The 13,547-nt window shown below is 75.3% G+C and carries 7 protein-coding genes; all 7 read left to right on the top strand.

What is annotated here, in order from left to right; all coding sequences use genetic code 11:
* On the top strand, positions 1-3,162 hold a 3,162-nt coding region (locus ACR807_RS37540; protein ID WP_438926272.1), incomplete at its 5' end, for a non-ribosomal peptide synthetase.
* Entirely contained in the window at positions 3,159-4,496 is a 1,338-nt protein-coding gene (locus ACR807_RS37545) for an MFS transporter (protein ID WP_438926273.1), read from the top strand. The genes ACR807_RS37540 and ACR807_RS37545, both read left to right, overlap by 4 nt.
* The gene (locus ACR807_RS37550; protein ID WP_438926274.1) at positions 4,493-8,896 is read left to right on the top strand and encodes a non-ribosomal peptide synthetase; all 4,404 of its coding nucleotides are present in this window, start codon (positions 4,493-4,495) and stop codon (positions 8,894-8,896) included. The genes ACR807_RS37545 and ACR807_RS37550 overlap by 4 nt, the downstream gene beginning before the upstream one ends.
* A gap of 2 nt (positions 8,897-8,898) precedes the next feature.
* Entirely contained in the window at positions 8,899-9,897 is a 999-nt protein-coding gene (locus ACR807_RS37555) for a methyltransferase (protein WP_438926275.1), read from the top strand.
* A 92-nt stretch (positions 9,898-9,989) separates the two neighbouring features.
* Entirely contained in the window at positions 9,990-10,136 is a 147-nt protein-coding gene (locus ACR807_RS37560; RefSeq protein WP_438926276.1) for a DUF1059 domain-containing protein, read from the top strand.
* A gap of 89 nt (positions 10,137-10,225) precedes the next feature.
* Positions 10,226-11,104 (top strand): bile acid:sodium symporter family protein, encoded by an 879-nt coding sequence (locus ACR807_RS37565; protein WP_438926277.1) that lies wholly within the window; start codon positions 10,226-10,228, stop codon positions 11,102-11,104.
* Positions 11,105-11,335: 231 nt separating this feature from the next.
* The coding region (locus tag ACR807_RS37570) for a PQQ-dependent sugar dehydrogenase (protein WP_438926278.1) at positions 11,336-13,547 on the top strand (2,212 nt) is incomplete at its 3' end.

A 13,547-nucleotide genomic window follows, 5' to 3' on the forward strand; every position in this document is an offset into this window, starting at 1 on the left:
TTCGGGCAGCAGCGGCTGTGGTTCCTGGACCGCTTCGCGCCCGGCAGCGCGGTCTACAACGTGCCGGTCGCGCTGCGGCTGCGCGGCGCGCTGGACCGGGCCGCGCTGCGGCGGGCGCTGGACGTGCTGGTGGAGCGGCACGCCGCGCTGCGCACCACGTTCCCCGACTCGGGCGGCGAACCCGTGCAGCTGGTCGCGCCGACCGGCACGGCGACCGTCACCGAGCACGACCTCCCGGGCCACGACCTGCCCGACGGCGACCGGGACGCCGAGGCGCAGCGGTTCGCCGACGAGCGCGGCGGCGTCGGCTTCGACCTGCACCGCGGCCCGGTGTTCCGGGTGAGCCTCGGCCGGTTCGCCGACGACGACCACGTGCTGGTGCTGAACCTGCACCACATCTGCTCGGACGCGTGGTCGCTGTCGGTGCTGCTGGGCGAGCTGGGCACGGCCTACGACGCGGCCCTGGCCGGCCGCGCGCCGGAGCTGCCGCCGCTGACGCTCCAGTACCCGGACTACGCGGTGTGGCAGCGCGACCGGATGGGCGACGACCTGGTCGCCGAGCACCTGGACTACTGGGCGCGGCACCTCGACGGCGCGCCCGAGCTGCTGACGCTGCCCACCGACCGGCCGCGGCCCGCCGTGGTGTCCTACCGGGGCGCGCTGCGCTACGGCTACCTCCCGGCCGGTCCGCTGGCCGCGCTGGAGGGGGTGGCGCGGGAGCACGGCGTGACCACGTTCATGGTGCTGCTGGCGGCGTTCGCGGCCCGGCTCGGCCGGCTGGCCGGGCAGGACGACGTGGTCGTGGGCACGCCGGTCGCCGGCCGGTCGCACCCCGACCTGGAGGGCCTGGTCGGGTTCTTCGTCAACACGCTCCCGCTGCGGGTGGACGTCGGCGGCGACCCGACGTTCAGCGAGCTGCTGGCCCGGGTGCGCAAGTCGGTGGTGGACGGGCTGGCGCACGCCGAGCTGCCGTTCGAGCGGCTCGTGGAGCACCTGAGCCCGCAGCGCAGCACCGGCCACGCGCCGCTCCACCAGGCGCAGCTGATCTTCACCAACACCCCCGCGATGGTGCTCGCGATGACCGGCCTGGAGGTCTCGCCGCTGGTGCCCGACCCGAAGGTGTCGAAGTTCGACCTGACCGTGGCCGCCGACCGGCAGGGCGACCGGCTGGCGCTGGGCGTGGAGTACAACAGCGACCTGTTCGACGAGGACACCGTCGCCGAGTTCACCGACCGGCTGATCGCGCTGCTCACCGCCGCCGCGGAGCACCCCGACCGGCGGATCGGCGAGCTGGACGGGCTGACCGGCGTGCAGCGCTGGCAGGTGCTGGAGGGGCACAACGCCACCGACCTGCCGCTGCCGCCCGCCGCCACCGCGCTCGACCTGGTCACCGGCCGGGGCACCGCGGTGTCCGGGGTGGGCGGTCCGCTCACCTACGACGAGCTGGCCGCGCGCTCCGAACAGGTCGCCGGGCTGCTGCGGGCGCACGGCGCGGGCCCCGGCTCGGCGGTGGCGCTGTGCCTGCCGCGCACGCCCGACCTGGTGGCCGCCGTGCTCGGGGTGTGGAAGGCGGGCGCGGCGTACGTGCCGCTGGACCCGGGCTGGCCGGCCGACCGGCTCGCGCTGATGCTCGCCGACTCCGGCGCGTCCGTGCTGCTCACCGACCGGGCGTTCGCCGGCTGGGACGGGGCGGTGCTGGGGCTCGCCGACGCCGACGCGTTCCCCGCCGCGCCGACCGGCACCCCCGCGCCCGCGTCCCCGGCGACCGGCGAGGACCTCGCGTACGTCATCTACACGTCCGGTTCGACCGGCACGCCGAAGGGCGTGGAGGTGCCGCACCGGGCGGTGGTCAACCTGCTGGTGTCGTTCCAGCAGCTGTTCGCGCTCGGCCCGGGGGACCGGCTCGCGGCGGTGACGACGCTGTCGTTCGACATCTCCGTGCTGGAGCTGCTGCTGCCGCTCACCGCGGGCGCCGAGGTGCTGGTGGTGCCGGCGGAGACCGCCGCCGACGGCAACGCCCTGCGCGCGCTGCTGGTGGAGCGCGAGGTGACCGCGCTCCAGGCCACCCCGGCGACGTGGCGGCTGCTGCACGCGGCGGGCGGCGTGCCGGCGGGCGTAGTGACCCGGGTCTGCGGCGGCGAGGCGCTGCCCCGCGACCTGGCCGACGACCTGCTGTCCGACGACGCCCTGCTGTGGAACGCCTACGGCCCCACCGAGACCACCGTGTGGTCGTCGGCCGGGCTGGTCGAGGACTCCCCCGCGCCCGTCGTGCTGGGCCCGCCGATCGGCAACACCCGGCTGTACGTGCTGGGGCCGGCGCTGGAGCCGGTGCCGCCGGGCGTGGTGGGCGAGCTGCACGTCGGCGGGTCCGGCGTGGCGCGCGGCTACCACGACCGGCCGGCGCTGACCGCGTCCCGGTTCGTGCCCGACCCGTTCTCCCGCGAGCCGGGGCGGCGGCTGTACGCCACCGGCGACCTGGTGCGGCACCGCGGGGACGGCACGCTGGAGTTCCTGGGCCGCGTCGACCACCAGGTGAAGGTGCGGGGCTTCCGCATCGAGCTGGGCGAGGTCGAGGCCGCGCTGGTGGCCTGCGACGGGGTGCGCGAGGCGGTGGTGCTGCCCGTCGACGAACGCCTGGTCGCCTACCTGGTGGTGGACGACCCGGGCGACGGGCTGTGGGCGCGGGTGCGCGCCCGGCTCGCCGAGCGGCTGCCGGACTACATGCTGCCCGCGACCGCCGTGCTGCTGGACGCGTTCCCGCTCACGCCCAACGGCAAGACCGACCGCAAGGCCCTACCGCCGCCGGTGTGGGCCGCCGGGGGCGGGCGGGTCGCGCCGCGCGACGCCGTGGAGCAGGTGCTGGCGGGGCTGTGGGCCGAGGTGCTCGGCGTGGCCGAGGTGGGGGTGCACGACGACTTCTTCGCGCTCGGCGGGCACTCGCTGCTCGCGGCGAAGGTGCTGACCCGCGTGCAGGGCGCGTTCTCGGTGGCGGTGCCGATCGGCCGGGTGTTCGCCGCGCCGACCGTCGCCGGGATGGCCGCCGCGCTGGCGTCCCTGGACGACCCGCCGGGTCGGGTGGCCGCGGTCGCGGAGCTGCGCGTGCAGCTGGCCGGCCTGTCCGCCGAGGAGGTCGAGGCGATGCTCGGGGAGGGGACCGGATGAGTTCACCAGGGGTGCACCCGGGGTTGCGGCGGTTCGCCGTGGTGTGGGCCGGGCAGCTGGTGTCCGTGATCGGCTCCGCGCTGACCGCGTTCGTGCTCGGCGTGTGGGTCTACCAGGGCACCGGCTCGGTGACGCAGTTCGTGCTGATCCAGTTCTGCGCGGTGGTGCCGGGCATCCTGCTCGCGCCCTACGCGGGCGCGGTCGCCGACCGGTACGACCGCAAGCGGATCATGCTGGTCGCCGACTCGGGCGCGGGCCTGGTGACGGTGGCGCTGCTGCTCGCCGTGTCCGCCGGCGGTCTGGCCGTGTGGCAGGTGTACGTGGCGACGGCGCTGACCGCGACGCTGAACTCGTTCCACGTCATCGCCTACACCGCGCTCGTGCCCGCCCTGGTGCCCAAGGAGCACCTGGGCCGGGTGAACGGCCTGGTGCAGGTCACCCAGGGCGTGCAGATCGCCGCGCCGCTGGTCGCGGGCGCGCTGCTGGCCTTCGTGGGGCTGCGCGGCGTGCTGGTGGTGGACGTGGTGACGATGGCGTTCGCGGTGACCGCGCTGCTGCTCGCCCGGCTGCCCGGGGAAGCGGTGCGCCCGGCGGGCGCGTCCGCCGGCGGCGAGCGGGGCGTCCGGGCGGGCCTCGCCTGGCTGCGCGGCGCACCCGGGCTGTTCGCGCTGGTCACCGTGTTCGGCGCGTGGAACTTCCTGTTCGCCGTCGCGGGCGGGCTGGTGCAGCCGCTGATCCTGTCGTTCTCCTCGCCCGCCACGCTGGGCGTGCTGATGGCGGCGGGCGGCAGCGGGTTGTTCGTCGGCGGCCTGGTGATGGGCGCGTGGGGCGGGCCGAAGCGCCGCGTGCACGGCGTCTACCTGGGCCTCGGCCTGGGCGGGGTGTTCCTGGTGCTGCACTCCCTGGCGCCCTCGCCGTGGCTGATCGGCCTCGCCGCGCCCGCGTTCCTGTTCACCCTGCCGCTGATGAACACCGCCTGCGTCACCCTGGTCCAGACGAAGGTCGACCCGGCCGTCCTCGGCCGCGTGCTGGGCGTCGTGCGGGTGCTGGGCACCGCCGCCATGCCCATCGCGTTCCTGCTGGTCGGGCCGCTCACCGACGGCGTCGCCGAACCGCTGATGGCCCCGGACGGCGCGCTCGCGTCGAGCCTGGGCGCCGTCATCGGCACCGGCGAGGGCCGCGGCATCGCCTTGATCTTCCTGGTCGTCGGCGTGCTGATGCTCGCCCTGACCGCCTACGCCTGGTCCCTCCCGCGGCTGCGCGCCGTGGACGACCTGCCCGACGCGGTGGCCGACGGGGAGCCGTCGCCGTCGCCCGAAAGGACTGCGCCGTGACCGAACTGCCCGACCACCGCGAACTCCTGCTGGAGAAGCTGCTCGCGCAGCGCGGTCTCGCCACCGCGCCGCGCCCGGCCGTGCCCCGGCGCCCCGAGGGGGCCGTCGTGCCGCTGACCGGCGACCAGCGCGGCCTCTGGCTGACCGGGCGGCTCGGCCTCGACGCGGGCGCGTACGTCATGTACGCCGCGCTGCGCGTCGCCGGCGACGTGGACGAGGAGCGCCTGCGCGCCGCCGTGCGCGCCGTGATGGCGCGGCACGAGGCGTTGCGCACCCGCGTCGTCGACACCGACGGCGTGCCCGAGCAGCAGGTCCTCGACGAGGTGGCCGAGGACGTGGTGGTCGTCGAGGTCGCCGACGAGGAGGCGCTGCGCGCGTTCGTGCTCTCCGAGGTGGACGCGCCGTTCGACCTGGGCACCGCCCCCCTGTTCCGGGCGCGGGTCGCGCGGGTCGCCGCCGGTGACACCGCCCTGGTGTTCAGCGCGCACCACGTCGTGTGCGACGACGTGTCGCTCGGCGTGGTCGCGGACGAGATCGGCGAGGTCTACGCGGGCCGCGGGCTGCCGCCCGCGGGCGCGCAGTTCCCCGACTACGCGCACTGGCAGGCCGACCGGCTCGCCGACGGCGAGCGGCAGCGGCAGCTCGACCACTGGGCCGACCGCCTGGCCGGCGCGCCCGAGGTGCTCGACCTGGCGCTGGACCGGCCGCGCACCCCGCACCGCACGGTCGCGGGCGCGAGCCACCGGTTCACCGTCCCGCGCGCGCTGGCCGACGGCCTCACCGGGCTGACCCGCGCGCACGGCTGCACGACGTTCGCCGGTCTGCTGGCCGCGTTCGGCGTGCTGCTGGCCCGGCGCTCGGGCGCCGACGACCTGGTGATCGGCTCGCCGACCACGCACCGGCCGTTCCCCGAGCTGGAGCGCTCGGTCGGCATGTTCGTCACCACGACCGCGCTGCGCCTGGACCTGTCCGGCGACCCGACCGCGGTCGACCTGCTCGGCCGGGCGCGGGCCACCGCCGTCGACGCGCTCGACCACGCCGCGGTCGGCTTCGACGAGGTGGCCGCCCGCGTGGCGCCGCGCCGCGACCTCGCGCACCACCCGCTGTTCCAGGTGATGCTCGTGCTCAACCGGGGCGGCGGCTCCGGCGAGTGGGGCGGCCTCGGCGCCGCGCCGCTGCCCGCGGACCGGGCGACCAGCCGCTTCGACCTGACCCTGCACGTGCGCGAGACCGACGGCGACTGGCCCGCGAACCTCGACTACAGCACGGACCTGTTCGACGCGGACACCGTGGCGCGGATGGCCGACCACCTGCTGGCCGTGCTCGCCGCCCTGGTCGCGGACCCGACCGCGCGGCTGTCCGGGCTGGACACGAGCACGGCGGCCGACCGGGAGGCCGCGGCGGCGCTGAACCGCGCCGAGCCGGTCCGGCACCCGCACGTGCTCGCCCGGATCGCCGAGCAGGTCGCCGCCCACCCCGGCGCCACCGCCGTGCTGGACCTCGCCGACGGCGCGTCGCTCACGTTCCGACAGCTCGACCGGCGCGCCAACCGGGTCGCGCGCCTGCTCGCCGAGTGGGGCGTGGGCCCGGAGACGCCCGTCGGCCTGGCCGTGAAGGCCGGTCCGGACGCGCTGGTCGCGCTGCTGGCCGTGCTCAAGGCGGGCGGCGCGTACGTGCCGCTGGACCCGGCGAACCCGCCCGCCCGGCTCGCCGCGCTGCTCGCCGACTGCGCCGCGCCCGTCGTGGTCACCGCGCCCGGCGACCGGGACCGCTTCGGCGGGTACCGGGGCGCGCTGCTGGACACCGCCGACGAGGCGTTCACCGGCGAGGACGACGCGCCCCCGGTCGTGGCGACCGCCGAGGGGGCGCTGGCCTACGTCGTCTACACCTCCGGCTCGACCGGCGTGCCCAAGGGCGTGCAGGTGCAGCACGACACGCTGGCCAACCTGACCGGCGCGTTCGTCGACCTGCACGGGTTCGCGCCCGGTCAGCGCGTCCTGATGGTGCCGCCGCTGAGCTTCGACGCCTCGGTGGGCGACGTGTTCCCCGCCTGGTGCTCCGGCTCGGCCGTCGTCGTGCACCCGGAACCGGCGACGGTGGGCGGCGCGGACCTGCTCGCGCTGTGCGCCGAGCACGGGATCACCGCGGTCGACGCGCCCGCCGCGCTGTTCAAGCGGTGGGTCGCGGACCTCGCGGGCCTGTCCGGGCAGGGCGTGGACCCCGGCCCGCTGACCACCGTGATGATCGGCGGCGAGGCCGTGCCGACCGCGACGGTCGCCGAGTGGGCCGCGCTCACCGGCGGGAAGGTGGAGGTGGTCAACCACTACGGTCCCACCGAGACCACGGTGTGCGCCACCACCCACCGCACGGTCGACGCCTCCGAGGTGGACCCGCGCGCCGCGACCCTGCCCATCGGCAGGCCGCTGCCCGGTGTGCGGGCGTACGTGCTGGACGGCGCGCTGCGCCCGGTGCCGGTCGGCGTGCCCGGCGAGCTGCACGTCGGCGGCCTCGCACCCGCCCGCGGCTACCGGGGCGACCCGGCGCGCACCGCGTCGGCGTACCTGCCGGACCCGGTCGTCCCGGGCGGTCGCGCGTACCGCACCGGCGACCTGGTGCGGCTGCTGCCCGACGGGGCGCTGGAGTTCCTGGGCCGGGTGGACGACCAGGTCAAGCTGCGCGGCCACCGCATCGAGCCCGGCGAGGTGCGGGCGGCGCTGCTGGCGCACCCGGACGTCGCCGAGGCGGCCGCGGCGGTGCGCGGCGACGTGCTGGTCGCCTACGTCGTGCCGCGCGCCGGCGGCACCGCGCCCGGGCTGGACGAGCTGCGCGCGTTCTGCGCCGAGCGCCTGCCCGAGGCGATGCTGCCCGGCGCCCGGGTCGAGCTGGACGCGCTGCCGCTCACCCGGCACGGCAAGGTCGACCCGGCCGCGCTGCCCGACCCGGACGCGTCCGCGCGCACCGCGCCGTACGAACCGCCGCGCACGCCGGTGGAGCGGACCCTGGCCGAGATCTGGTCGGAGGTGCTCGACGCGCCGCTCGTCGGCCGCCGCGACAGCTTCTTCGGCCTGGGCGGGCACTCGCTGATCGCCGCCGCCGTGCTGGCGAAGGTGCGCGCCCTGCTGGGCGTCACGGTGCCGCTGCGCGCCCTGTTCGCCACCGCCGACCTCGCCGAGCTGGCCGAGGTGGTGGAGCAGGCCGCCGCGTCCGACCACACGTTCGCGAAGGAGTACCGGTCGGGCCTGCCGAGCGTGCCGGAGATGCGGCTCGACGCCGTCCCGCCGGACGACGTCGCGCCGCACCACCCGGTGCGCACCGGCCCCGCCGAGCGCGTGCTGCTGACCGGCGCCACCGGGTTCCTCGGCGCGCACCTGCTCGGCGAGCTGCTGACCCGCACCGACGCCGAGGTGCACTGCCTGGTGCGGGCCGAGACGCCGACCGTGGCCGCCGCGCGCATCCGCGCCAACCTGCGCCGCGCGCACCTCGACGTGCCCGAGGAGCAGCTGGCCCGCGTGGTGCCCGTCGTGGGCGACATGTCCCGGCCGCTGCTCGGCCTGCCCGAGAAGGACTTCGACCGGCTCGCCGAGAGCGTGGACGCCGTCTACCACAACGGCGCGGTGATGAACTTCGTCCTCACCTACCGCTGGATGATGCCGCCGCACGTGGGCAGCACCGTCGACGTGCTGCGGCTGGCCACGCGCTACTCGACCAAGCCGCTGCACCTGATGTCCACGCTGGGCGTGTTCCTCGGCGCGACCTACGACCGGCAGCGGGTCACCGAGTCCGACCGGCCCGAGGACCCGACCGGCCTGGACACCGGCTACCACACCACCAAGTGGGTGGCCGACATGATGGGCGTGCTCGCGCGCGACCGCGGCCTGCCGGTGTCCATCCACCGGATCGCGGCGATCGTGGGCGACGTGCGCACCGGCACGGCCAAGACCGAGTCGTACCTGAGCCGCCAGATCTCGACGTGCGCGCACGCCCGCGCCGTGCCGCGGACGAACGACGTGATCGACATGCTGCCGGTGGACCGGCTGGCCGCGGCCATCGCGGGCATCTCGACGAACCCGGAGCTGCACGGCCGCGACTTCCACTACTACCGGGCCGACGGCTTCACCTACGCCGACCTGGGCGGCGTGCTGGCCGCCAAGGGCTACCCGAACCGGGTGCTGGAGTACCCGCAGTGGCGGTCGCTGATGCTGGAGAGCCCGGACAGCGCGTTCGGCCCGCTGGCGTTCGGCCTGACCACCACGCACCGGGCGCACCCGGTGTTCGACTGCACGGCGACCTGGGACGCCGCCCGCTCGTGCGGCGTCGAGTTCCCGCCCGCCGACGCCGAGATGATCGCCCGCCACGTCGACTACCTCGCCTCGGCGGGGGTCATGCCCGAGAGGTCCTGACCGTGCCCCTGCACCTGCCCCCGGACGACGGCCCGCCGTCGTTCCACGACATGCTCGCCACCGCCGGCTACCGGGCGCTCACGGCGGGCCTGCGGCTGGGCGTGTTCGACGCCCTCGCCGACGGCCCCCGGTCGGTCCCGGCGCTGGCCGGCGCGCTCGGCACCGACCCGCGCGGCACCGCGCTGCTGGGCGACCTGCTGGTGTCGTTCGGCTACCTGGTCCGGGAGGGCGACGGCCTCGCCAACGCCCCGGCGACCACGTCGTGGCTGACCGGCGCCGGGTACGCCGACGTGCAGAAGTTCTGGTCGGTCGTGCTGTTCGACTCCTGGCTCGACCTGGAGGGGTCGGTCCGCACCGGCGAGCCCGCCCTGGACTTCTACGCCTGGCTCGCCGAGCGGCCCGACGTGCTGCGGCGGTTCCAGGGGATGCTGTCCGGGCACGCCGACCACATCGCGCCGGAGGTGGCGTCGACCGTGCCGGTGGGCGCGACGCTGCTGGACGTGGGCGGCGGCCACGCCAAGCACGCGATCCGGCTGTGCGCGGCCCACCCGTCGCTGCGGGCGACCGTCGTCGACCTGCCGGACGCGCTGGCGGTCGGCGCGGCGGCGGTGGCGGAGGCGGGCCTGGCGGACCGCGTCGCGCTGCGGCCGGGCGACTACGACGAGCTGGACCTGGGGTCGGGCTTCGACACGGTGCTGCTGTTCAACGTCGTGCACGGCCGCACGGCGGAGGCCAACGAACGGCTGCTGGCCCGGGTCGCGGACGCGCTCGCGCCGGGCGGCGCGGTCGTGCTGCTGGAGCACGACGAGCACGTGGACGACCCGGCGTCCGACGCGTTCGCCCGCGTGTTCAGCCTCAACCTGTTCCACGGCCAGGGCGGCCAGGTCTACTCGGCCGACGCCATCGCCGGCTGGCTGGCCGCCACGGGCTTCGACGCGCCCTCCGCGCACCCCCTGGAGAGTTCGCCGGGGCAGTCGCTGCTGGTGGCGCGCAAGCGGTAGGACCGCCGGCGGGAACCCGGGCGCCGGGCGGGCCACCCCCAGTAGAGTCGGACCGGAGATCATCCACGGCGATCAGCCCAGCGGAGGACGCGATGAAGCGCAACATCACCTGCCCGTGCGGCGTGCACATCACCGGCGAGGACGAGGACGACATGGTCACCAAGACCCAGCAGCACCTCAAGGAGAACCACCCGGGCCACGACTACTCGCGCGACGAGATCCTGTTCATGGCGTACTGAGTACGGCCGAACCCCTCCCGGTCCGCCCGGTCCCGGGGGAGGATGCGCCTCTTCACGCCGTTCCGACGAAGAGACGCAGGTGATCCCCCATGGGTTCGGCACTGACGGGCATCGGCCTCCCGGCCGCGCTGGCCGTGGTCATGTTCGGGCTCGGCCTGTCGCTGGCGGTGGGCGACTTCGCGCGGGTCGCGCGGGAGCCGCGGGCGGTGGCGGTGGCGCTGGCGACGCAGCTGGTGCTGCTGCCGCTGGTGTGCTTCGGACTGGTCACGGCCCTGGGGCTGGACCCGCTGCTCGCGGTCGGCATGATGCTGCTCGCCGCGTCGCCGGGCGGGACGACGGCGAACCTGTTCAGCCACCTGTTCCGCGGCGACGTGGCGCTCAACATCACCCTGACGGCGGTGAACTCGGTGCTGGCCGTGGTCACGCTGCCGCTGGTGGTGAACTTCGCGCTGTCCTGGTTCGAGCCCGCGGGCGGCGGCGCGGTGGGCCTGGAGTTCGGCAAGGTCGCGCAGGTCTTCGCGATCGTGCTGGTGCCCGTGGTGCTGGGCATGCTGGTGCGGCGGTGGTCGGCGGCGTTCGCGGACCGGGCGGACAAGCCCGTGCGGATCTTCTCCGCCGCGGTGCTGCTCGCGGTGATCGTCGGCACGATCGTGGCCGAGCGGGAGAACGTCGGGGACTACCTGGCCGACGTCGGCGTGGTGGCGGTCCTGTTCTGCGCGTGCAGCCTGGCGGCCGGGTACCTCGTGCCGCGGTGGGCGCGGGTCGGCCGGCGGCAGGCGGTCGCGTCGGCGTTCGAGGTCGGCGTCCACAACAGCACGCTGGCGATCACGGTGGCCGTGACGGTGCTGGGCAGCGAGCGGCTCGCGGTGCCGGCGGCGGTGTACGGCGTGGTGATGTTCCCGCTGGCGGCGCTGGCCGGGTACCTGCTGACCCGCGTCGGGGACCGCGCCGCGGAACGACCCCTATAACGGTCCCGACACCGATGCCCGAGTGGTAAACCCACTTTTGAGGGGTTGCCACTCCCCCGCGCGGGTGAGACCGGCCGGTAGGCCGAACCCGCTCGTTCAAAACAGAGCGTGACAGAGAAACGCCATGTCACCCTTTCGTGCTCACCCAAAAGTGGCACGAAAGGAACACATCTCACCATGCGTTTACTCCGCCGCAGACGCCTCACCTCACGTTCAAGACGCACGACCGCCGTGGCGGCCGCGACCCTGGTGGTCGCGGCCGGCGTGGTGGCCGTCCAGCCCGTCGCGGCCGCCGCCGTGCCGACCGGTTTCACCGACACCCTCGCCATCGGCGGCCTCACCTCGCCGACCGCCGTGTCCTTCGCGCCCGACGGCAAGGTGTTCATCGCCGAGAAGAGCGGCCTGGTCAAGGTCTTCGACTCGCTCGCCGACACCACCGCGACCACGTTCGCCGACCTGCGCCCGCAAACCCAGGACTTCTGGGACCGCGGCCTGCTCGGCCTGGCCGTGGACCCGCAGTTCCCGACCCGCCCGTTCGTCTACGTCGCCTACGCCTACGACGCGGTGCCCGGCGGCACGCACCCGCGCTGGGGCGACCAGTGCCCCACCCCGCCCGGGGCCACCGACCAGGGCTGCGTGGTCACCGGCCGGGTCTCCAAGCTGACGATGGGCCCCGGCGGCACGGCCACCGCGGAGACGCCGCTGGTCACCGACTGGTGCCAGCAGTACCCGAGCCACTCGATCGGCACCGTCGCGTTCGGCCCCGACGGCGGCCTCTACGTCGGCGGCGGTGACGGCGCGAGCTTCAACTTCGCCGACTACGGCCAGGTCGGCAACCCGTGCGCCGACCCGCCGGGCGCGGCGGGCACCAACCTGACCTCCCCGACCGCCCGCGGCGGCGCGCTGCGCTCCCAGTCGGTCCGCCGCCCGGCGGGCGAGCCGGTGAGCCTGGACGGCACCATCGTCCGCATCGACCCCGACACCGGCGCGGGCCTGCCCGGCAACCCGTTCGCGGCCGCCGCAGACGCCAACGCCAAGCGCGTCATCGCGCACGGCCTGCGCAACCAGTTCCGGTTCGCCTTCCGCCCCGGCACCGACGAGCTGTGGGCCGGCGACGTCGGCTGGAACACGTGGGAGGAGGTCAACCGGATCACCGACGTGAACGACGCGTCGGCGGAGAACTTCGGCTGGCCGTGCTACGAGGGCGGCGCCCGCCAGGGCGGCTACGACGGCGCGAACCTCGACCTGTGCGAGTCGCTCTACACCGGCGCCGGCCAGACCGCGCCGTACTACGCCTACAACCACTCGGCGAAGGTCGTCGCGTCCGACCCGTGCCCGACCGGCGGGTCGTCCGTCTCCGGCATCGCGTTCGAGTCGACCAGCAACTACCCGGCCGCCTACGACGGCGCGCTGTTCTTCGCCGACAGCTCCCGCGGCTGCATCTGGGCGATGCAGACCACGGCCGGCCAGCCCGACCCGGCCAAGCTGGTGCCGTTCGTGACCGGAGTGAACGTGCCCGTGCAGATCACCACCGGCCCCGGCGGCGACCTGTTCTACATCGCGCTCGGCGCGGGCCAGCTGCGCCGCGTCAGCTACCCGACCGGCAACCGCGCGCCGACCGCCGTGGCGACCGCGACCCCGCAGTCCGGCCCGGCCCCGCTGGCCGTGCAGTTCAGCGGCACCGGCTCCACCGACCCGGACGTCGGCGACACGCTGAGCTACGCGTGGGACCTGGACGGCGACGGCCAGTACGACGACTCCACCTCGGCCACGCCGACGCGCACCTACACCTCGGCGGCGACCGTCACCGCGGGCCTGCGCGTGTCCGACCAGCTCGGCGCGTCCGGCACCACGACGGTCACGGTCACCGTCGGCACCCCGGTCGCCCAGGACCCGGTGCCGGTGATCGACACGCCGACCGCGCCGCTGAACTGGGTGGTGGGCCAGAACGTCCCGTTCACCGGCCACGCCACCGACGTCCAGGACGGCACCCTGCCCGCGTCCGCGCTGAGCTGGAAGCTGAGCATCCAGCACTGCGCCTCGACCGGGTCGTGCCACGAGCACGTGGTGCAGACCTGGACCGGCACGGCGTCGGGCTCGTTCACCGCCCCCGACCACGAGTACCCGTCCTACCTGGACCTGACCCTGACCGCGACCGACTCCTCGGGCCGCACCAAGAGCACCACGACCAAGCTGGACCCGCGGACGGTGAACCTCACGTTCACGTCCAGCCCGAGCGGCCTCCAGCTGAGCGTGGGCGGCACGGCCCAGGCCACGCCGTTCACCCGCACGGTCATCGCGGGCTCGAACAACTCGATCGGCGCGCCCAGCCCCCAGTCCGGCCCCCTGGGCCTCGGCTGGCGCTTCCGCGACTGGTCGGACGGCGGTGCGCAGACGCACAACATCACCGCCCCGACCACGGCCACCAGCTACAACGCCAGGT

Origin of the sequence: Saccharothrix sabaoui, assembly GCF_051756985.1 — a bacterium.
Taxonomy (GTDB): Bacteria; Actinomycetota; Actinomycetes; order Mycobacteriales; family Pseudonocardiaceae; genus Actinosynnema.

Bases quoted from the DNA above. Each gene is read 5' to 3' on its own strand.
- ACR807_RS37545 (WP_438926273.1), top strand. From the start codon at position 3,159: ATGAGTTCACCAGGGGTGCACCCGGGGTTGCGGCGGTTCGCCGTGGTG.
- ACR807_RS37560 (WP_438926276.1), top strand. From the start codon at position 9,990: ATGAAGCGCAACATCACCTGCCCGTGCGGCGTGCACATCACCGGCGAG.
- ACR807_RS37565 (WP_438926277.1), top strand. From the start codon at position 10,226: ATGGGTTCGGCACTGACGGGCATCGGCCTCCCGGCCGCGCTGGCCGTG.